At 65.8% G+C, this 19364-nt stretch carries 21 protein-coding genes; 17 read left to right on the top strand and 4 right to left on the bottom strand.

Annotation, left to right across the window (positions count from 1 at the left end):
• Nucleotides 1-112 precede the first annotated feature (112 nt).
• Nucleotides 113-1939, top strand: a complete 1827-nt coding sequence (gene aspS, locus VH569_RS09370; protein WP_423315108.1) for an aspartate--tRNA ligase — start codon at nucleotides 113-115, stop codon at nucleotides 1937-1939.
• A 57-nt stretch (nucleotides 1940-1996) separates the two neighbouring features.
• Here aspS and VH569_RS09365 read toward each other — a convergent pair whose 3' ends face one another.
• A complete protein-coding gene (locus VH569_RS09365; RefSeq protein ID WP_423315107.1) occupies nucleotides 1997-2779 on the bottom strand; it encodes an EcsC family protein in 783 nt (260 codons plus the stop codon).
• Between the two features lie 409 nt (nucleotides 2780-3188).
• Between VH569_RS09365 and rpsB the strand changes: the two genes are divergently transcribed.
• The 15 genes from rpsB to gloA all read left to right on the top strand — a co-directional run bounded on the left by rpsB (nucleotide 3189) and on the right by gloA (nucleotide 17383).
• A complete protein-coding gene (gene rpsB / locus VH569_RS09360) occupies nucleotides 3189-3971 on the top strand; it encodes a 30S ribosomal protein S2 (protein ID WP_200190375.1) in 783 nt (260 codons plus the stop codon).
• Nucleotides 3972-4120: 149 nt separating this feature from the next.
• The gene (tsf, locus tag VH569_RS09355; protein ID WP_098739981.1) at nucleotides 4121-5053 is read left to right on the top strand and encodes a translation elongation factor Ts; all 933 of its coding nucleotides are present in this window, start codon (nucleotides 4121-4123) and stop codon (nucleotides 5051-5053) included.
• Nucleotides 5054-5119: 66 nt separating this feature from the next.
• Nucleotides 5120-5875: a UMP kinase gene (gene pyrH / locus VH569_RS09350; protein ID WP_423315105.1), complete on the top strand. Its 756-nt coding sequence runs from the start codon at nucleotides 5120-5122 to the stop codon at nucleotides 5873-5875.
• A gap of 4 nt (nucleotides 5876-5879) precedes the next feature.
• Complete coding sequence (gene frr, locus VH569_RS09345) at nucleotides 5880-6437, top strand: ribosome recycling factor (RefSeq protein ID WP_098739979.1); 558 nt, start codon at nucleotides 5880-5882, stop codon at nucleotides 6435-6437.
• A gap of 6 nt (nucleotides 6438-6443) precedes the next feature.
• On the top strand, nucleotides 6444-7184 hold the full coding sequence (locus tag VH569_RS09340; RefSeq protein WP_109447365.1) for an isoprenyl transferase: 741 nt from the start codon (nucleotides 6444-6446) through the stop codon (nucleotides 7182-7184).
• Nucleotides 7126-8019 (top strand): phosphatidate cytidylyltransferase, encoded by an 894-nt coding sequence (locus VH569_RS09335; protein WP_423315104.1) that lies wholly within the window; start codon nucleotides 7126-7128, stop codon nucleotides 8017-8019. Before VH569_RS09340 ends, VH569_RS09335 begins: the two co-directional genes overlap by 59 nt.
• Nucleotides 8010-9206 carry a 1-deoxy-D-xylulose-5-phosphate reductoisomerase gene (locus VH569_RS09330; protein ID WP_395458013.1) on the top strand — a complete coding sequence of 399 codons (1197 nt, stop codon included), beginning with the start codon at nucleotides 8010-8012 and terminating at the stop codon, nucleotides 9204-9206. Before VH569_RS09335 ends, VH569_RS09330 begins: the two co-directional genes overlap by 10 nt.
• A gap of 36 nt (nucleotides 9207-9242) precedes the next feature.
• The gene (gene rseP / locus VH569_RS09325; RefSeq protein ID WP_423315102.1) at nucleotides 9243-10376 is read left to right on the top strand and encodes an RIP metalloprotease RseP; all 1134 of its coding nucleotides are present in this window, start codon (nucleotides 9243-9245) and stop codon (nucleotides 10374-10376) included.
• 27 nt (nucleotides 10377-10403) lie between these two features.
• Nucleotides 10404-12743 (top strand): outer membrane protein assembly factor BamA, encoded by a 2340-nt coding sequence (gene bamA, locus VH569_RS09320; protein WP_423315101.1) that lies wholly within the window; start codon nucleotides 10404-10406, stop codon nucleotides 12741-12743.
• Nucleotide 12744: 1 nt separating this feature from the next.
• Nucleotides 12745-13389 carry an OmpH family outer membrane protein gene (locus VH569_RS09315; RefSeq protein WP_423315099.1) on the top strand — a complete coding sequence of 215 codons (645 nt, stop codon included), beginning with the start codon at nucleotides 12745-12747 and terminating at the stop codon, nucleotides 13387-13389.
• 229 nt (nucleotides 13390-13618) lie between these two features.
• Nucleotides 13619-14101 (top strand): 3-hydroxyacyl-ACP dehydratase FabZ, encoded by a 483-nt coding sequence (gene fabZ / locus VH569_RS09310; protein WP_109049992.1) that lies wholly within the window; start codon nucleotides 13619-13621, stop codon nucleotides 14099-14101.
• Nucleotides 14098-14892 carry an acyl-ACP--UDP-N-acetylglucosamine O-acyltransferase gene (gene lpxA / locus VH569_RS09305; RefSeq protein ID WP_109049991.1) on the top strand — a complete coding sequence of 265 codons (795 nt, stop codon included), beginning with the start codon at nucleotides 14098-14100 and terminating at the stop codon, nucleotides 14890-14892. Before fabZ ends, lpxA begins: the two co-directional genes overlap by 4 nt.
• Before the next feature lie 12 nt (nucleotides 14893-14904).
• Complete coding sequence (locus tag VH569_RS09300; RefSeq protein ID WP_423315098.1) at nucleotides 14905-15762, top strand: LpxI family protein; 858 nt, start codon at nucleotides 14905-14907, stop codon at nucleotides 15760-15762.
• A complete protein-coding gene (gene lpxB, locus VH569_RS09295; protein ID WP_423315097.1) occupies nucleotides 15759-16991 on the top strand; it encodes a lipid-A-disaccharide synthase in 1233 nt (410 codons plus the stop codon). The genes VH569_RS09300 and lpxB overlap by 4 nt, the downstream gene beginning before the upstream one ends.
• A complete protein-coding gene (gene gloA, locus VH569_RS09290) occupies nucleotides 16988-17383 on the top strand; it encodes a lactoylglutathione lyase (RefSeq protein WP_098739969.1) in 396 nt (131 codons plus the stop codon). Before lpxB ends, gloA begins: the two co-directional genes overlap by 4 nt.
• A gap of 12 nt (nucleotides 17384-17395) precedes the next feature.
• Here the strand turns inward: gloA and ftrA are convergent, their stop codons facing one another.
• Nucleotides 17396-18430 (bottom strand): transcriptional regulator FtrA, encoded by a 1035-nt coding sequence (gene ftrA / locus VH569_RS09285; RefSeq protein WP_423315096.1) that lies wholly within the window; start codon nucleotides 18428-18430, stop codon nucleotides 17396-17398.
• Between the two features lie 100 nt (nucleotides 18431-18530).
• Between ftrA and VH569_RS09280 the strand changes: the two genes are divergently transcribed.
• On the top strand, nucleotides 18531-18929 hold the full coding sequence (locus VH569_RS09280) for a rhodanese-like domain-containing protein (protein ID WP_423315095.1): 399 nt from the start codon (nucleotides 18531-18533) through the stop codon (nucleotides 18927-18929).
• A gap of 9 nt (nucleotides 18930-18938) precedes the next feature.
• On the opposite strand, the gene VH569_RS09275 is transcribed toward VH569_RS09280, so the two are convergent.
• Together VH569_RS09275 and VH569_RS09270 are read right to left on the bottom strand one after the other, a co-directional pair.
• Complete coding sequence (locus VH569_RS09275) at nucleotides 18939-19112, bottom strand: hypothetical protein (protein WP_158285394.1); 174 nt, start codon at nucleotides 19110-19112, stop codon at nucleotides 18939-18941.
• A 22-nt stretch (nucleotides 19113-19134) separates the two neighbouring features.
• The coding region (locus VH569_RS09270; RefSeq protein ID WP_423315094.1) for a citrate/2-methylcitrate synthase at nucleotides 19135-19364 on the bottom strand (230 nt) is incomplete at its 5' end.

The raw sequence follows: 19364 nt of genomic DNA, 5'->3' as shown, positions 1-19364 counted from the left end.
CCTGCCGGCTGCACGCTCCGCCCTATCGCGGCTTGACTTTCGCCCGCGTCCGGTGTGGTGTGTCGGACCGCTTTTTCCGCCGGAATCCGCCCTTTTCAAGGTGTTTCGACCCATGCACCCCTACCGCACGCACACCTGCGGCCAGCTTCGTGAAGAGAATGCCGGTGAAACCGTCCGCCTGTCGGGCTGGATGAACCGGAAGCGCGACCATGGACAGCTGCTGTTCATCGACCTGCGCGACCATTACGGCCTGACGCAGTGCGTGGTCGATACCTCCAACCCGGCCTTCGAGGTCGCGAACCGGCTGAAGCTGGAATCGGTCATCACCGTCACCGGCAAGGTGGTGAAGCGCACGGCCGAGACCATCAACGACAAGCTGCCCACCGGCCGCATCGAGATGCAGATCGCCGAGCTGACCGTTGAAGGCGAGGCGGAGCAGATTCCGCTGCAGGTCAACCAGGACACCGATGCCGGCGAGGACGTTCGTCTGCGCTACCGCTTCCTCGACCTGCGCCGCGAGCGCATCCACGAGAACATCATGCTGCGCTCGCGCGTGATCGCCTCGGCGCGCCGCCGCATGATCGACCAGGGCTTCACCGAATTCCAGACGCCGATCCTCACCGCCTCCTCTCCGGAAGGCGCGCGTGACTATCTGGTGCCGAGCCGCAACCATCCCGGCAAGTTCTACGCCCTGCCGCAGGCGCCGCAGCAGTTCAAGCAGCTGCTGATGGTCGCCGGCTTCGACCGCTACTTCCAGATCGCCCCCTGCTTCCGCGACGAGGACGCCCGCGCCGACCGCAGCCCGGGCGAGTTCTACCAGCTCGATTTCGAGATGTCCTTCGTCACCCAGGAAGACGTCTTCGCCGCCATCGAGCCGGTTCTGCACGGCATCTTCGACGAGTTCGGCGGCTTCCGCCGCGACTCGAAGCCGGCCATCGACGGCCTGCCGTTCCGCCGGATCTCCTTCGCCGAGTCGATGCTGAAGTACGGCAACGACAAGCCGGACCTGCGCAACCCGCTGGTCATCACCGACGTGACCGAGGTGTTCAAGCGCGACGACGTCGAATTCCGCGCCTTCAAGCAGACGCTGGAGAAGGGCGGCGTCGTCCGCGCCATCCGCGCCCCGAAGGTCTCCGACCGTCCGCGCAGCTTCTTCGACAAGCTGAACGACTGGGCTCGCGGGCTCGGCGCTCCCGGCCTCGGCTACATCGTCATGGAAGCCGGCGGCGGCAAGGGCCCGATCGCCAAGTTCGTGCCGGAAGCCGCCCAGGCTGCCCTGCGCGAGTTGGCCGGCCTCGAGGACGGCGACGCGATCTTCTTCGTCTGCGACCAGCCCGGCCCGGCGGCCAAGCTGGCCGGCTTCGCCCGCACCCGCATCGGCGAGGAACTGGACCTGATCGAGAAGAACGCCTTCCGCTTCTGCTGGATCGTCGACTTCCCGATGTACGAGCTGGACGAGGAGACCAACAAGGTCATCTTCAGCCACAACCCGTTCTCCATGCCCCAGGGCGGCCTGAAGGCGTTGCAGGAGAAGAACCCGCTGGAGATCAACGCCTACCAGTACGATATCGTCTGCAACGGTGTTGAACTGTCATCGGGCGCGATCCGCAACCATCTGCCCGAAGTGATGTACAAGGCCTTCGACATCGCCGGCTATCCGCCGGAGGAGCTGGAAGCCCGATTCGGCGGCATGCTGAGCGCCTTCAAGCTGGGCGCCCCGCCGCACGGCGGTTCGGCTCCGGGCATCGACCGCATCGTCATGCTGCTGGCCGACGAGCCAAACATCCGCGAGGTCATCGCCTTCCCGCTGAACCAGCGGGCCGAAGACCTGCTGATGCAGGCCCCGGCACCGGTCGACACCGCCCGCCTGCGGGAGCTTCACCTGAAGCTCGACCTGCCGAAGCCCAAGGTGGCCGCTCCGGCGGCGCCGCAGGCTTAAAGCCGGACAGCCAGCAGTTATCGAGAAGGGCCGCGCTTTCGGGCGCGGCCCTTTTTCTTATGGAAGAACGCTTTTCTTTCCGGCGACCTTCTTCGCCCTGGCCGCGCCGACCGCATCGAGGAAGCTCTGCCGGGTCGCTTCCCTGCCGAACTCGGCCTCGATGGGCCTGAGCGTAAACATCACGGCGGCCATCGCCTGATAGAACGACATGTAGGTCAGGTTCAGCCCGGCCCCCGCCACTGCGCCGGCAATCGGCACCGACTGCGCCACGATCTTGGGCGACAGCGTTATCGCGAAGCGGCCGGCGACTTTTGTGATCATCTCGGCCACCCGCGGCGCAGCCATATTGGCGCCGACTCGCGACGCCACGAAGAGAGCGTCGGCCTCGTCGTCATCGTCCAGCGGCCCGCCGAGCGCGAACACCTGAAGACAGGCGACCTGTATCGCCGGGTCCTTCAAATCCGCGCCCTTGGAGCGCGCCACGTCGGCAATCGACCGGAGAATGGCCGTGGTGGTGACGGGCAATTCCGCCAGAATCCCCGGCGCTCCAAAGAAGCCGCCCGCCGCACCGGTTGCAGCCCCCAGCAATCTATAGAGGCCTTTCGACGCTTCCTTGCCCGCCTCGTCATCCATGTTCAGGATCGCAACCTTGAAAGCCCGCTCGAGCGCGGAGCGAAGCGTGTCGTGCAGAGAACCGCGAATACCCTCGGGCAGCAAATCCATCGCACCTTCGACCGTGCTGCCCAGCTTGGCCACGGCGGACATCAGGATCCCCTGGGCCGCCACATACCGTTCTGCGGCGTCATTCACCACGGACAAGGCATTCGAATCCAAAGTCATCTGATTCATCCGTAAAAATGAGAATGACCGAAGCAAGCTACACCATAGGTTTTCAGGCGATCAACGCGCCGGCCGTTCCGGGTGTGTGAAGCCATGAAGTGAACCTTTTGGCCTTCGGCGATCCGATGGAGCTTGGGTGAACGGAAGCAGGCGGGCCTGGCCGTCCGTCGCTGTCATAACGCTGAAAATGAGGGGTGCGGTTCACGGCGACAAAAACACTCGTCATGTCCGCGTGGCTGTTGCCAAAGTGATGCAAGAGAGCTATGTAAGCGCCGTCGTCAAAACCTCACGCGGGCTGGCGGACCCTCGGTTTTATCCCGATGGCCCGATCCGGTGTCTTCAGCCATGGTTTCCATGCGCTGTCGACAATGCCCGCGGCGGAGCAACCGGAAAAAGGGATTTTTTCCACATGACCATGCCCACCTTCACCATGCGCCAGCTGCTGGAAGCCGGTGTCCACTTCGGTCACCACACCCGCCGCTGGAACCCGAAGATGAACCAGTACATCTTCGGCGTGCGCAATGGCGTGCACATCATCGACCTCGAGCAGACCGTCCCGATGCTGCACCGCGCCCTGCAGGCCGTGCGCGACGTCGTCGCCGGCGGTGGCCGCGTCCTGTTCGTCGGCACCAAGCGCCAGGCCCAGGAGCGTATCGCCGAGGCTGCCGCCAAGTGCGGCCAGTACTACGTCAACCACCGCTGGCTCGGCGGCATGCTGACCAACTGGAAGACGATCTCCCAGTCGATCAAGCGCCTGCGCGAGATGGAAGAGCGTCTGGGCGCCGACACCTCGGGCCTGACCAAGCGCGAAATCCTCGAGCTGACCCGCGAGCGCGACAAGCTGGAGCGTGCGCTGGGCGGCATCAAGGAGATGGGCGGCCTGCCGGACGTCATCTTCATCATCGACACCAACAAGGAGTCGATCGCGGTCAAGGAAGCCAACAAGCTGGGCATTCCGGTCATCGCGGTCCTCGACAGCAATTCCGATCCGGACGGCGTGGCCTTCCCGATCCCGGGCAACGACGACGCGCTGCGCGCCATCGAGATGTACTGCGACCTGACGGTCGGCGCCGTGCTTGACGGCCTGCAGGCCGAGATGAGCGCTGCCGGCATCGACGTCGGCGCCGCCGAGGACGCCCCGGCCGAGCAGCTGCCGGAAGAAGAGACCGCCGAGACCGCCGCCCAGGCCTGACCCTGACGGTTGAAGGGCAGCCGGGCCTTATGACCTATGGCCCGGCTGCCTTTTTTATGGGCTGCCTTTTTGATGGGTTGCCACCCGTTTTGACTTTGTGACTCAATCCGATCCGCCTGCCGGATCGCTTGGAAGGAAGAGGGCGCAACATGGCCGAGATTACCGCCTCGCTCGTCAAGGAACTGCGCGAGAAGACCGGCGCGGGCATGATGGACTGCAAGAAGGCGCTGAACGAGACGCAGGGCGACCTCGAGGGCGCCGTCGACTGGCTGCGCAAGAAGGGCCTCGCCGCCGCCGCCAAGAAGTCGGGCCGCGTCGCCGCCGAGGGTCTGGTCGCCGTCGCCACCGCCGGCACCAAGGGTGCCGTCGTCGAGGTGAACGCCGAGACCGACTTCGTCGCCCGCAACGACAAGTTCCAGGGTTTCGCCGCCAAGTGCGCCGAGCTGGCCCTGGTCACCGGTGGCGATGTCGAGGCCCTGAAGGCTGCCGCCTATCCGGGCACCTCGCACACCGCCCAGGACGAGCTGACCAGCCTGATCGCCACCGTCGGCGAGAACATGAACCTGCGCCGCGCCGTCACGCTGTCGGTTTCGGCCGGTGTCGTCGTCAGCTACGTCCACTCGGCCATCGCGCCGGGCCTGGGCAAGATCGGCGTTCTGGTCGCCCTGGAGTCGACCGGCGATGCCGGCAAGCTGGCCGACCTCGGCAAGCAGATCGCCATGCACATCGCCGCCGCCCGTCCGGACGCACTGGACATCGCCGATGTCGACAGCTCGTCGCTGGAGCGTGAGCGCAGCGTGCTGGCCGAGCAGGCCCGCGCTTCGGGCAAGCCGGAGAACATCATCGAGAAGATGGTGGAAGGCCGCGTCCGCAAGTACTACGAGGAAGTCTGCCTGCTGGAGCAGACCTACGTGATCGACGGCGAGACCAAGCTCCGCAAGGTGGTTGAGAACGCCGCCAAGGACATCGGCGCCCCGGTCAAGGTCACGGGCTTCACCCGCTTCGCGCTGGGCGAGGGCATCGAGAAGGCCCAGTCGGACTTCGCCGCGGAAGTCGCCGCCGCCGCCGGCGGTCAGGGCTGAGGCCGGTAAGGTTGAACGCTTAGGTCCGCAAGCCGCATTCTGAAACAGCAAGGGAGCGTTCCCCCCATGGTCGATACCACCGGGACCACCACGCCGGCCGGGAGCGCCCGCTACAAGCGCGTTCTCCTCAAGGTGTCGGGCGAAGCGCTGATGGGTCAGCGCGACTACGGCCTGGACCCGGAGATGGTCAACCGCATCGCCAACGAGGTGAAGGCGGTCATCGGGCTCGGCGTCCAGGTCTGTCTGGTCATCGGCGGGGGGAACATCTTCCGGGGTGTGAAGGGTGCGGCGAGCGGCATGGAGCGTGCCTCGGCCGACTATATCGGTATGCTCGCCACCGTGATGAACGCGCTCTCGATGCAGAGCGCGCTCGAACGGATGGGCGTCAGCACGCGGGTGCAGTCGGCCATCCCCATGTCGACGGTCTGCGAGCCCTACATCCGGCGCCGCGCCGTCCGTCACATGGAAAAAGGCCGGGTGGTGATCTTCGCCGCCGGCACCGGCAATCCCTTCTTCACCACCGACACCGCCGCGGCGCTGCGCGCCTCGGAAATGGGCTGTGACGGTCTGCTGAAGGGGACGCAGGTCGATGGCGTCTATACCGCCGATCCGAAGAAGGATCCGACGGCCGAACGTTACGAACGCCTCACCTACATGGACGTCCTGACCAAGGAACTCCAGGTGATGGACGCTTCGGCGATCGCGCTGTCGCGCGAGAACCACATTCCCATTCTGGTCTTCTCGATCCACACGCCCGGCGCCTTCGCCGAAGTGATGCAGGGCCGTGGCAAGCACACCATCATAACGGAAGAAAGGGAGTAGGCCCGTGGCTGCGCCCGACCTATCGGATCTGAAGCGCCGCATGGAAGGCGCGCTTGACTCGTTTCGCAAGGAACTGGGCGGTCTCCGTACCGGCCGCGCCTCTTCCAATCTGCTGGAACCGGTGATGGTGGAGGCCTATGGCAGCCGCATGCACCTGCGCGAGGTCGCGACGGTCTCCGTTCCGGAGCCTCGCCTGATCTCGGTCCAGGTCTGGGACCGCGGCATGACCAAGGCGGTTGAGAAGGCCATCCGCGACAGCGGTCTGGGCCTGAACCCGCAGGCCGAAGGCCAGGTCATCCGCGTGCCGCTGCCGGACCTGACCCAGGAGCGCCGCGCCGAACTGGCGAAGGTCGCCCACAAGTACGCCGAGCAGTGCCGCGTCGCCATCCGCAACATCCGTCGCGATGGCATGGACGGCCTGAAGAAGGCGGAGAAGGCGAGCGAGATCACCCAGGACGAGCACAAGGTCCAGTCGGACAAGGTGCAGGTTCTGACCGACCAGCACATCAAGCTGGTCGACGACTCGCTTGCGCAAAAAGAAAAGGAAATCATGCAGGTCTGATCCGGAATGCGCGACGCGGACGACAACCGGTCCAACACGGCTCCTGGGCACGTCGCCATCATCATGGATGGCAACGGGCGTTGGGCCAAGGCGCGCGGCCTGCCGCGCACCGCCGGGCACAAGAAGGGCGTGGACGCCGTCCGCCGCACCGTGGAAGCGGCGCGCGAACTTGGCATCGGCACTCTGACGATCTTCAGCTTCTCCTCGGAGAACTGGCGCCGGCCGGAAGAGGAGATCAGCGACCTGATGGGCCTGCTGCGCTTCTATCTGCGCAGCGAGGTGGCCGAACTGCACCGCGGAGGTGTCCGCCTCCGGGTGATCGGCGACCGTACCCGCCTGTCCGAGGACATCAACCGGCTGATCGACAATGCCGAGGCGTTGACCCGCGACAACCGGACCATGACCCTGGTCGTGGCTCTCAGCTATGGTTCGCGCCTGGAGATCGTCCATGCCGCCCGCCGGCTGGCGGAGGAGGTGGCCGCCGGCCGCCTCTCGCCGGAGTCCATCGACGAGGACGCGCTGTCGGCCCGGCTCTACACGTCCGACATTCCCGACCCCGACCTGATCATCCGCACCAGCGGCGAGAAGCGGATCAGCAATTTCCTGCTGTGGCAGGCGGCCTATGCCGAGCTGGTCTTCGTCGATACGCTCTGGCCCGATTTCACCAAGCGCGATCTGGAGGCGGCGATTGAAGAGTTCCACCGACGGGAACGCCGCTTCGGCGCCACCACCGCCGGGTCCCGCTGACAGCGCGGCGCCCGCCGCCGCGGCTCCGGCCAAGCCATCCAGGACGGGCGACCTCAAGGTCCGTGTCCTGTCGGCGCTGGTCATGGCGCCGGTCGTGCTGGGCGCCGTCTGGGCCGGCGGCTGGGTGTTCCATGCCCTGATCGCCTTCGGATCGGTGATTGCCGTTTCCGAATGGACCAGCATCGTTCCCAGTGCCCGCCGGCTTCCCGCACGTCTGATGGCGACCATCGGAATCCTGGTTGCGCTGATGGTGCAGATCGTCGCCGGCCCGGCCGCCGGCTTGGGAGCGGCGGCTGCCTTTGCGGTTTTGACCGCAATCGTCGGCGGCGGCTCCGACCGTGGCCTGCTCGGCTTCGGTGTGCTGTATGTCGCGGTCGGCATGGCCGGCCTGATGTGGCTGCGCGATCTGCCCGACAGCGGGCTCTCCCTGTTCCTCTTCGTCCTCTTTGCCATCTGGGCGACCGATATCGGCGCCTACGCCGCCGGGCGCAGCATCGGCGGCCCGAAGCTGGCGCCGCGCATCAGCCCCAAGAAGACCTGGGCCGGCCTGATCGGCGGCATGGCGGCGTCCGCCCTGTTCGGCTGGCTGGTGGCGCTCGCGTTCGGGGCGGCCCGTCCCGACATCGCTCTGGCGGTCGGTGCCGCCACCGCCGTGGTCGGGCAGGCGGGCGATCTGTTCGAGTCGGCGGTCAAGCGGCGCTACAATGTGAAGGACAGCGGCCAGCTCATCCCCGGGCATGGCGGTATCCTCGACCGCATCGACGGGCTTCTGGCCGCTGCCCCGGTGCTGGCCTTGTTCCACGCGGCCGTTGGATCGGTTCTATCATGGTGGTGAAAGCGGATGCGCCGCGTAGCGTGACGATTCTCGGGTCGACCGGGTCGGTCGGCACGCAGACCGTCGACCTCGTCTCCCGCGATCCGGAGCGCTTCCCGGTGGAGGCGCTGACCGCCAACCGCAACGTCACCCTTCTGGCGCAACAGGCGCGGCAGCTGAATGCCCGCATGGCCGTTGTCGCCGACCCCGCCGCCTATGCCGAGTTGAAGCAGCTTCTGTCCGGCACGGGAATCGAGGTGGCCGCCGGCTCCGAGGCGGTCGCCGCCGCTGCCGAACGGCCAGCCGATTGGGTGATGGCCGCCATCGTCGGCGCCGCCGGACTGGAACCGACACTCGCCGCCATCCGGCGCGGCGCCATCGTTGCCTTCGCCAACAAGGAGGTGCTGGTCTGTGCCGGTGCCCTGATGATGGAGGAGGTGAAGGCGCACGGCGCCACGCTTCTGCCGGTCGACAGCGAGCACTCGGCGATTTACCAGGTCTTCGATTTCGAGCGCACCGACAGCGTTTCCCGCCTGATCCTGACCGCGTCCGGTGGTCCATTCCGCGACAAGGACCGCGCCTTCATGGCGGCGGCGACGCGCGAGCAGGCGGTGGCCCATCCCACCTGGGACATGGGCGCCAAGATCTCGGTCGACAGCGCCACGATGATGAACAAGGGGCTGGAGCTGATCGAGGCCCATTTCCTGTTCGGCGTTCCGGAAGAGCGCATCGACGTGCTGGTCCACCCGCAGTCGGTCATCCATTCCCTGGTGGAATATGTCGACGGCTCGGTGCTGGCACAGCTCGGCACACCCGACATGCGCACGCCCATCGCCTATGCTCTCGGCTGGCCCGCCCGCATCGCCACCCCGGCGGAGCGGCTGGATCTGGTCAAGGCGGCGACGCTGACCTTCGAGGCGCCGGATCCTGTGCGATTCCCGGCACTTCGGCTGGCCCGGGCCGCCTTGCAAAGCGGTGGGGGCGCTCCTACTATACTCAGTGCCGCCAACGAGGTGGCCGTCCAGGCGTTTCTCGACCGCCGGATCGGCTTCCTCGACATCGAACGGATCGTCGAGGAGACGTTGACGGCGTTGCCCCACCGCCCGCTGCGCGATCTCGCCGCCGTGCGGGAGGCCGACGCGGATGCGAGGCGGGATGCCGCCGGCCGTGTTGCGGCCATTGGTGCGACGGCGGTTGGCAGCCGATGATCCGCGTTCGAGGCGCTGGAAGGCGCAAGGGTTGAAATGGACGTTATCGGCGGTTTCTGGACTTCGGTGTTGGCCTTCCTTCTGGTCCTCACCGTGCTCGTCTTCGTGCACGAGCTTGGTCACTATCTGGTCGCGCGGCGCAATGGCGTGCGGATCGAGACCTTCTCCATCGGCTTCGGGCCGGAGATCTTCGGCTTTACCGACCGTGCCGGCACGCGCTGGAAGTTTAGCGCGCTGCCGCTCGGCGGCTACGTCAAGATGTTCGGCGATGCTGATCCGGCCAGCACGCCGGGCGCGCACCTGACCGCGATGTCGGCGGAGGAGCGTGCGGTCTCCTTCCACCACAAGCGGGTGGGGCAGCGCGCGGCCATCGTCGCCGCCGGCCCGATTGCCAATTTCGTCTTTTCCATCGTCGTGCTGGCCCTGCTGTTCATGACCGCCGGCCAGTCCTTCACCCCGCCGGACGTCGGCGGCATCCAGCCCGGAAGTGCCGCGGAGCGCGCCGGCATCCAGCCGGGCGACCTGATCCTGTCGGTCGACGGAACCGGCGTTCAGCGATTCGAGGAAATCCGCCAGATCGTCTCGATCCGTCCCGGCCAGCCGCTGGCGGTCGAGTTGAAGCGGGACGGCCGGGTGATGACCCTGACCGCGACGCCGGATTCGCAGGCCGTCACCGACCGACTCGGCAACGCCCATCAGATCGGTCTGCTCGGGATCAGCCGCGGCAGCGTCGGAATGATGCGCCACGATCCGCTGACCGCCGTCTGGCAGGCGGGACGAGAAGTCGCAGGCATGATCACCGGCACCTTCACCGCGCTGGGCCAGATGGTCCAGGGATCGCGCGGGACGGAGGAACTGGGCGGACCGTTGCGCATCGCCCAGATGTCGGGCGAGGTGGCCCAGTCCGGCTGGTATCCGCTGGTTTGGTTCATGACCTTCCTGTCGGTCAATCTGGGGCTGATCAACCTGTTTCCGGTTCCGATGCTCGATGGCGGACACCTACTTTTTTACGGGATCGAAAAGCTGCTCGGCCGGCCATTGGGAGCGCGAGCGCAAGAATACGGTTTCCGAATTGGATTGGCCTTGGTATTAACGCTCATGGTCTTCGCCACGTGGAACGACCTGGTTCAGTTGCGCGTGGTCGATTTCTTCCGGGGACTGGTTTCCTAAAGCCAGCCCCTTGCCAGGGAGCGTGATTTGCCGGTGTCGAGCAAAGTTCTGGTGGCGGGCCTGCTGGCCAGCTGCGCCATGACGACGGTGTCTGTCGCCCACGCCCAAACCGCATCCTCGCCCGGACGGGCGACGGGTGCCACGGGGTCCATGGTCGCCCAGGTGTTCAGTGGCGGTACGGTGCGCGACATCCGGGTCGAAGGCACCCAGCGAATCGAGCCCTCCACGGTCCGCTCCTATCTGACGATCCAGCCGGGCGACCCGTTCGATCCCGACCGGATCGATCAGTCGTTGAAGTCGCTGTTCAACACCGGCCTGTTCGCCGACGTCGTGCTGAAGCGCGAGGGCGATGCGCTGGTTGTGACGGTGGCCGAAAACCCGATCATCAACCGCATCGCGTTCGAAGGGAACCGGCGCATCGACAAGGAGACGCTGGATAAGGAAATCCAGCTGCGTCCCCGCGTCGTCTACACGCGCACCCGCGTCCAGTCCGACGTCCAGCGCATCCAGGACATCTATCGCCGCCAGGGCCGCTTCGGCGCGACGGTCGAGCCGAAGATCATCCAGCTCGATCAGAACCGCGTCGACCTGGTGTTCGAGATCAATGAGGGCGTGCGCACCGGTGTGCGTGGCATCACCTTCATCGGCAACGAACATTTTTCGGACGGCACCCTGCGTGAGAATGTCCAGACCAAGGAATCGGCCTGGTGGCGCTTCCTGACGTCGGATGACAATTACGATCCCGACCGGCTGAGCTACGACCGCGACCTGCTGCGCCGCTTCTACCTGAAGGAAGGCTATGCCGACTTCCGCGTGGTGTCTGCGGTTGCCGAGCTGACGCCGGACAAGTCGGACTTTTTCATCACCTTCACCATCGAGGAAGGTGAGCGGTACAAATTCGGCAAGGTCGACATCAACACCTCGCTGAAGCAGCTCGATCCGGCCGTTCTGCAGAACAGCGTGCTCACCACCGAGGGCGATTGGTACAACGCCCAGAAGGTGGAAGACACCATCACGAAGCTGACGAACGCCGTCGGCGATCTGCAATACGCCTTCGTCGATGTCCGGCCGCGGATCACGCGCAACCGCGAAACCCACACGATCGACATCACCTACGAGATCAACGAAGGGCCGCGCACCTTCGTCGACCGCATCGACATCTCGGGCAACGTCCGGACGCTCGACAAGGTTATCCGCCGCGAGATGCTGCTGTCCGAAGGCGATCCCTTCAACTCCTCGAAGTTGAAGCGCTCGGAACAGCGCATCAAGGATCTTGGCTTCTTCGAGCGCGTGAACATCACGACCGCCGAGAGCAGCGCGCCCGACCGCACCGTCGTGAATGTAGACGTGGCCGAGCAGTCCACCGGTGAGATCTCCATCGGTGCCGGCTTCTCGACCTCCGACGGTCCGCTGGGTGACTTCTCGATCCGCGAGCGCAACCTGCTCGGCCGCGGTCAGGACCTGCGTCTGGGTGCGACCCTGTCGGGCCGGCGCCAGCTGTACGATATCTCCTTCACGGAGCCGTACTTCATGGACCGCGACCTGTCGGCCGGCGTCGACGTGTTCCGGACCCGCTACAACTACCAGGACGAAAGCTCGTTCAACGAGAAGAACACCGGTTTCGCCCTGCGCCTCGGCTATCCGCTGACCGAGCGTCTGCGCCAGCGCGTCTACTACCAGCTGCAGGACACGCTGATCGAGGAAGTGCCGACGACCGCGTCGAAGTACATCCAGGAGCAGCGCGGCGAACGGCTGACCTCGCTGATCGGCCAGGAACTGACCTACGACGTCCGCAACAGCAAGCTGACGCCGACGGAAGGCTATTTCATCCGCCTGACCAACGACATTGCCGGCCTCGGCGGCTCGGTGCGCTTCCTGCGGAACAAGCTGGCCGGTGGATACTATCTGCCGCTCGGCGATGACCAATGGGTGCTCAGCACGACCGGTGAGATCGGGTATATCCACGGTCTCGGCAAGAAGGTGGATCTGGGCGACCGCTTCTTCATCGGCGGCGATACCCTGCGCGGCTTCAACACCGCCGGTATCGGCCCCCGCGACGTTTCGACCGGCGACGCGCTGGGCGGCACGCGCTATGCCCGTGCCTCGGTGGAGATGAGCTTCCCGTTCGGCCTGCCGGAGGAATTCGGCCTGCTCGGGCATGCCTTCACCGACGTCGGCACCCTCGGCAAGGTCGACATCAAAGATCCGAACGTGAAGGATGACGAGAGCATCCGCGTTTCCATCGGCACGGGTGTGTCGTGGAAATCGCCGTTCGGCCCCATCCGGCTCGACGTCGCGCTGCCGATCCGCAAGGAAGGCTACGACAAGAAAGAGCTCGTCCGCTTCAGCTTCGGAACCAGGTTCTAAGATGCAATCCACGCTGTTCAAGACGCGGCTTCGCGTCGCCCTTCTGTCGGCCGTCACGGCTGCCGGTCTCGTTCTTACCGCAGGTGCTGTTCAGGCCCAGTCGGCGCCCAAGGCCGATGCTGCAAAGGCGGAAGCGCCCAAGACCGACGTGCCGGCGCCGGGTGCGGAGCTGAAGGCTCCGGTCATCGCCGTGATCGACGTGCAGAAGATCATGCAGGAGTCGAGCGCGTCGAAGGGCATCACCAAGTCCTTCGAATCGCTGCGCGACTCCTACCAGAAGGAAATCTCCGCGCTGGAGGACAAGCTCCGCAAGAACGAGGACGAACTGCGCAAGCAGCAGACCGTTCTGTCGCCGGAAGCGCTCGCCACCAAGCGCCGTGACTTCGAAAAGCAGGTCGCCGACGTCCAGAAGACGGTGCAGACCCGCAAGCGCGCCCTGGAGACCAGCCTGAACGAGGCGATGGCTGTCGTGCACAAGACGATGGTCGAAGTGGTCGCGGACATTTCCCGTGAGCGTGGTGCCAACCTCGTTCTGGCCCGCCAGCAGTTCGTTCTGGTCGACACCCAGCTCGATGTCACCGATGTGGTGATGGAGCGGGTGAACAAGAAGCTGCCGCAGGTTGCGCTGAACGCTCCGAAGCAGTGATGAAAATCTGACCGGGGCCGCTGCCATCCCAGGCGGGACGGCGGTGGCCCCGTTCTGTTTCCGGTTTCGGTCCTCTTCCGGGTTCGGCGTTGCGGTCGCCGCGGAAATGGGGCAAGAAGGCGGTGCAAACAGGAAGGCGCCGGTGCTCCCCATCGGGGCGGCGGTGCCCGTTCCCTGAAACGGGGAATACTGAACCCTATCGGTTGGTGGAAAGGCGGGCGGCCGGGCAATGGACGTGACGGCGGACAACAGCGCACAAAGCAACAAGATCGACGACATCGACGTCATGCGGATCATGAAGATGATTCCGCATCGCTACCCGATCCTGATGATCGACCGGGTGATCGATGTGACGCTGGGCGAAGGCGCCACCGGCGTCAAGAACGTCACGATCAACGAGCCCTTCTTCCAGGGGCACTTCCCGTCCCGCCCCGTGATGCCCGGTGTCCTGATCATCGAGGCGATGGCCCAGACCTCCGCCGTTCTGGTGGTGGCCACGCTGGGTCCGGATGCCGAAGGCAAGCTGGTCTATTTCATGACCGTCGACGAGGCGCGTTTCCGCCGTCCCGTCACCCCTGGCGACACCATTCACATCCACGTCACCAAGCAGCGCCAGCGTGCCAACGTGTGGAAGTTCAAAGGCGAGGCCAAGGTCAACGGCGTCCTCGTCGCTGAAGCCGTCTATTCCGCCATGATTCTGGACGAAAAATGACCGTCACCATCCATCCGTCCGCCATCGTCGATCCCGCGGCCAAGCTGGGGGAAGGGGTCGACATCGGCCCCTTCTGCGTCGTCGGTCCCGACGTCACGCTGGGCGATGGCGTTCGGCTGGTGTCTCATGTGGCGGTCGATGGGCGCACCAGCATCGGCGCAGACACCGTCATCTACCCCTTTGCGTCCATCGGCCATCGCCCGCAGGATCTGAAATTCCATGGCGAGCCGTCGGAGCTTGTCATCGGTGCCCGCAACCAGATTCGCGAGCATGTGACGATGAACCCCGGCACCGAGGGCGGCGGCATGCTCACCCGCGTCGGCGACGACGGGCTGTTTATGATGGGCTCGCATGTGGCCCATGACTGCGTCGTCGGCGACCATGTCATCATGGCCAACAACGCCACCCTGGGCGGCCACGTCACGCTGGGCGACTATGTCATCATCGGCGGGTTGTCCGCGGTGCGCCAGTTCGTGCGCATCGGCTCCCATGCCATGATCGGCGGCATGTCGGGCGTCGAGAACGACGTGATTCCCTTCGGTCTCGTGATGGGAGACCGGGCGCGGCTGGCAGGCCTGAACCTTGTGGGGCTGGAGCGTCGCGGCTTCAAGAAGGACGACATCCACGCCCTGCGCGCCGCCTATCGCATGCTGTTCGGTCCGGAGGGCACTTTCGCCGAGCGGGTTGACGGGGTCGGCCGTGACTTCGGCGAGCGGGCGCTGATTTCGGACGTTCTGTCCTTTATCCGCGCCAAGGAAGCCCGGTCTCTCTGCCAGCCGCGCGAGAGCTGAGGCAGCCGGCCGATGGCCGATACTACGCAAAGTGCAGGATTGCCGGCGACTGGACCGAAGCTGGCGATCCTCGCCGGCGGCGGCACGCTGCCCGCCCGCATCGCCGAGGCGGTGCGTGGGCAGGGCCGTGAAGTCTTCATTGTCGCCTTCGACGGTCATACCGATCCGCAAACGGTTGCGGGGCTTCCGCATTTGTGGAGCCGTTTCGGCGCTGCCGGCACGATCCTGCGCCGTCTTCACGAGGAAGGCGTCGGGGAGGTCGTGCTCGCCGGACCCGTCAGGCGGCCGTCCTTCACCGAGCTGATGCCGGATTGGCGCACCGCGCGCTTTCTCGCCCGCGTCGGGACCCGCGCTTTGGGCGATGACGGCCTGCTGCGGGCCGTCGTGCGCGAGGTCGAGGAGGACGGGTTCCGTGTGGTCGGTTTGCACGAGCTGCTGAGGGATCTGCTGACCGTCGCAGGGCCGGTGGGCCGGCTGATGCCGGATGCCGATGCGGAGCGGGACATTGCCCGCGGGGTCGAGGTTGCCCGTGCCCTGGGCGCGCTCGACGTCGGGCAGGGAGCGGTGGTCCAGCAAGGCATCGTCCTGGCGGTCGAGGCGATCGAAGGGACCGACGCGATGCTTGGCCGTTGCGCCGGATTGATCCGGCCGGGCCCTGGCGGCGTGCTGGTCAAGGTGAAGAAGCCCAAGCAGGACCGCCGCATCGACCTGCCGACCATGGGGGTCACCACCGTGGAGCGGGCTGCGGCCTCGGGGCTGCGTGGCATTGCGGTCGAAGCCGGCGGCAGCCTGCTGGTCGACCGTGCCGCGGTGGCCGAAGCGGCAGACCGTCTCGGCCTGTTCGTCGTCGGCATCGAGATCCCGCAATGATTGCCGGCAATATCACTGACGATGCACTGACGCTGTTCCTGATCGCCGGCGAACCTTCCGGCGATGCGCTTGGCGCGCGGCTGATGGCGGCGGCGAAGCGGCTGACCGGCGGAAAGGTTCGCTTCGTCGGTATCGGCGGTGAGCGGATGACGGCGGAGGGGCTGGTCAGCCTCTTCCCGATGGCGGAACTGACGCTGTTCGGTATTTTCGAACTGCTGCCGCATCTGCCGAACCTGATCCGCCGCATCGACCAGACGGTGGCTGAAATCCTGCGCATGCGTCCCGACGCGGTGGTCGGCATCGATTCGCCCGGATTCACGGTGCGCGTTGCGAAAAAGCTGCGTGCGGCCGATCCGGCAATTCCGCTGGTCCATTATGTGGCTCCGACGGTCTGGGCATGGAAGCCCAAGCGTGCGGCGAAGTATGCGGCCATCTACGACCACCTTCTCGCGGTGCTACCGTTCGAGCCACCCTATTTCGAGAAGGAGGGGCTGGCTTGCACCTTCGTCGGCCATTCGGTTGTCGAGGGTCGGGCGGGCAGGGGAGATGGGCCGGGATTCCGTCAACGCCATGGGATTGCCGCGACCGACCGTGTCGTGGCCGTGCTTCCAGGCAGCCGCAAAGGCGAAGTGTCGCGTCTCCTGCCGGATTTCCGCGCGACGCTGGACCTGCTGCGTCCGTCCCATCCCGATCTGGTGGCGGTGGTGCCGACTGTGGCGACGGTGCACGACCGTGTCGCTGCCGCCATTGCCGACTGGCCGGTCCGAACCCTTCTTGTCGAGGGGGACACGGAGAAATATGACGCCTTCGCCGCAGCGGAGGTGGCACTCGCCGCCTCGGGTACCGTGGCGTTGGAGTTGGCACTTGCCCGGTTGCCGACGGTCATCGCCTATCGTCTCAACCCGGTGACGGTCGCGCTCTATCGGCGGCTGATCCGGGTCAAGTATGTGAACCTCGTCAACCTGATGCTCGACCGCATGCTGGTCCCGGAACTGCTGCAACAGGACTGCCGACCCGATAGACTGGCAGCCGAATTGGGGCGCCTGCTGGACAATCCGGAGGCGCGTCAGGTGCAGATCGACGGCGTCGCCGAGGTTGCCCGCTGGCTGGGGCAGGGAGATATCCCACCGAGTGAACGGGCCGCGCGCGCCATTCTGGACGTCGTCGCAGAGCACCGCTCGATCAGGCCCCAAGAGGGCAAACCCCGAACGGGAGAACAGAGACCATGAGCGAATTCCGTCTGTTGCATACGATGCTGCGCGTGCTGGATCTGGAGAAGTCGCTGGACTTCTACACCCGCCTGCTCGGCATGAAGCTGTTGCGCCGGAATGACTTCGAGGGCGGCCGTTTCACCCTCGCCTTCGTCGGCTATGGCGAGGAGTCGGACACTGCCGTTCTGGAACTGACCCACAACTGGGATCAGAAGGAGCCGTACGAGATCGGCACCGCTTATGGCCACATCGCGCTGGGCGTGCCGGACATCTACGGCACCTGCGAGAAGCTGGCGGCCGAAGGCGTGAAGATCCCGCGTCCGCCCGGCCCGATGAAGCACGGCACCACGGTAATCGCCTTCATCGAGGATCCGGACGGCTATAAGGTCGAGCTGATCGAGCGGAAGTGACCGCTCGGCATATTACCGTTTTCGGGAAAGGGCGTGGTCGATGACGGCCGCGCCCTTTTTCGATGCGGCGGGATGATCGACAGGAAGCCGGCGGAAGCGCGTCCGGTAACTCGCCGGACTGAGCCCCAGCCTTTGCCGGAAATGGTGGCGCAGGGTGGCGGCGGAACCGAAGCCGGTCAAGGTTGCCACCTCCTCCACCGGCAGGCTGCTGCATTCCAGCACCTCGCGGGCCCGGGCCAGACGTTCGGTCAGCAGCCAGTCGCCGGGGGTGGTGCCGGTCATCGCCTGAAAACGGCGCAGGAAGGTCCGCAGGCTCATGCCCGCCCGTGACGCCATGCCGGAGAGGCTATGGGTCTCCGCCAGCGTCTCCCGCAGATGGTCGAGCAGGGGGGCCAGGCGCGCCCCCTCGCGGGCTATCGGCACGGGCGTTTCGATGAACTGCGCCTGACCGCCTTCGCGGTGGGGCTGCACCACCAGACGGCGGGCGACGCTGTTCGCTGCCTCAGGGCCGAAATCGCGACGGACCAGATGCAGGCAGAGGTCGATGCCGGCCGCGCTGCCGGCCGAGGTCAGGATGTTTCCTTCATCCACATACAGCACATCGGGCACCACCCGGATGTCGGGATAGAGGTCCGCAAGCGTTGCGGCATATCGCCAGTGCGTTGTCGCCCGGCGGCCGTTCAGCAGACCGGATGCGGCGAGGACGAAGGCCCCGGAGCAGATCGACAGGATGCGGGCGCCCCTGGAGTCCGCCTGTCGAAGGGCGGCAGTCAGGGCGGTGGGAACCGGCTCCATTGCGCCGCGCCATCCGGGAATGACGATGATGTCGGCTTGGTCGAGCAGGTCGAGACCGCCATCCGCTTCGACGCGGATGCCTCCCATCGCCCGCAGCGGGCCGTCGTCGAGTGCCGCAACGGCGAAGCGATACCAATCCGGTCCCAACTCCGGACGGGGCAGGCCGAACACCTCGACGGCGACACCGAACTCGAAGGTGCAGAGACCGTCATAGGCCAGCGCGACCGCCAGGGGGGAAAGGGCATTTGGCATGAACTGCACGATAGCTGGCAATCGCGCCACTTTCCAGCCGAAGCCGCCACAGGGATGATTGGGTCCTCATCATTCACCGGGCGATTGCGAAGAGGACAACATGGCCAGTCACGTCAGCGAAATTCCCGCCGCTCCTTCCGAACAGGCGGAGGCGCACTTTGCCAGGCGCCTGTCCCTGGAGACCGACTGCTGGGATGTTCACGACTCATCGAAGTCCGGTGCGCCGGATTTCGTCCTGCTCGATGTTCGCGGGCCGGCAGCTTATGCGCGTGGCCATGTGCCGGGCGCCTTGAACCTGCCGCATGGCAAGATCACGGAGCGGCGGATGGCCGAGTGGCCGGAGGGAACGCTGTTCGTGGTCTATTGCGCCGGCCCCCATTGCAACGGGGCGGATCGCGCGGCTCTGCGTCTGGCGCGGATCGGGCGGCCGGTCAAACTGATGATCGGCGGTGTGACCGGCTGGATCGACGAAGGCTTCGCGCTGGAAAGCGAGGTCTGAGGGACTGCCTCAGACGAAAACGATCCCGGCGATCAGCGCCAGGATCAGCAGATAGACGATCAACCGGCGGACGCGCCAGCCAAGTGGCGCCCGGTTGTCGTTGGCCGGCGGGCGCAGACGCACCCGCCGGGCCGGAACGATGTACGCAGTCGGGTCCTGGGCGGCTCCGTTGGAGCCGCCCATTCCGATATGGGCTGTGGGCCGGTTAGCCACGCTCGGCCAGCGGCACGAACGGCCGCTTGACGTCGCCGGTGTAGAGCTGACGCGGACGGCCGATCTTCTGCACCGGGTCCTCGATCATCTCCTTCCACTGGCTGATCCAGCCGACGGTGCGGGCCAGCGCGAACAGCACGGTGAACATGCTGGTCGGGAAGCCCATCGCCTTCAGGATGATGCCCGAGTAGAAATCGACGTTCGGATAGAGCTTCTTCTCGA

The organism is Azospirillum sp. 11R-A, assembly GCF_049472615.1.
GTDB classification, from domain to species: domain Bacteria; phylum Pseudomonadota; class Alphaproteobacteria; order Azospirillales; family Azospirillaceae; genus Azospirillum; species Azospirillum palustre.
Note: the sequence above shows the minus strand (reverse complement) of the source record. Positions and strands in the feature narration are given on the sequence as shown.

Excerpts from the sequence above, each read along its gene's own strand:
- VH569_RS09330 (WP_395458013.1), top strand. The coding sequence starts at position 8,010 with ATGGTGGTGAAAGCGGATGCGCCGCGTAGCGTGACGATTCTCGGGTCG.
- VH569_RS09365 (WP_423315107.1), bottom strand. The coding sequence starts at position 2,779 with ATGACTTTGGATTCGAATGCCTTGTCCGTGGTGAATGACGCCGCAGAA.
- VH569_RS09340 (WP_109447365.1), top strand. The coding sequence starts at position 6,444 with ATGCGCGACGCGGACGACAACCGGTCCAACACGGCTCCTGGGCACGTC.
- tsf (WP_098739981.1), top strand. The coding sequence starts at position 4,121 with ATGGCCGAGATTACCGCCTCGCTCGTCAAGGAACTGCGCGAGAAGACC.
- VH569_RS09300 (WP_423315098.1), top strand. The coding sequence starts at position 14,905 with ATGGCCGATACTACGCAAAGTGCAGGATTGCCGGCGACTGGACCGAAG.
- fabZ (WP_109049992.1), top strand. The coding sequence starts at position 13,619 with ATGGACGTGACGGCGGACAACAGCGCACAAAGCAACAAGATCGACGAC.
- lpxB (WP_423315097.1), top strand. The coding sequence starts at position 15,759 with ATGATTGCCGGCAATATCACTGACGATGCACTGACGCTGTTCCTGATC.
- aspS (WP_423315108.1), top strand. The coding sequence starts at position 113 with ATGCACCCCTACCGCACGCACACCTGCGGCCAGCTTCGTGAAGAGAAT.
- ftrA (WP_423315096.1), bottom strand. The coding sequence starts at position 18,430 with ATGCCAAATGCCCTTTCCCCCCTGGCGGTCGCGCTGGCCTATGACGGT.
- rseP (WP_423315102.1), top strand. The coding sequence starts at position 9,243 with ATGGACGTTATCGGCGGTTTCTGGACTTCGGTGTTGGCCTTCCTTCTG.
- VH569_RS09275 (WP_158285394.1), bottom strand. The coding sequence starts at position 19,112 with ATGGGCGGCTCCAACGGAGCCGCCCAGGACCCGACTGCGTACATCGTT.
- pyrH (WP_423315105.1), top strand. The coding sequence starts at position 5,120 with ATGGTCGATACCACCGGGACCACCACGCCGGCCGGGAGCGCCCGCTAC.
- lpxA (WP_109049991.1), top strand. The coding sequence starts at position 14,098 with ATGACCGTCACCATCCATCCGTCCGCCATCGTCGATCCCGCGGCCAAG.
- gloA (WP_098739969.1), top strand. The coding sequence starts at position 16,988 with ATGAGCGAATTCCGTCTGTTGCATACGATGCTGCGCGTGCTGGATCTG.
- rpsB (WP_200190375.1), top strand. The coding sequence starts at position 3,189 with ATGACCATGCCCACCTTCACCATGCGCCAGCTGCTGGAAGCCGGTGTC.
- VH569_RS09280 (WP_423315095.1), top strand. The coding sequence starts at position 18,531 with ATGGCCAGTCACGTCAGCGAAATTCCCGCCGCTCCTTCCGAACAGGCG.
- VH569_RS09315 (WP_423315099.1), top strand. The coding sequence starts at position 12,745 with ATGCAATCCACGCTGTTCAAGACGCGGCTTCGCGTCGCCCTTCTGTCG.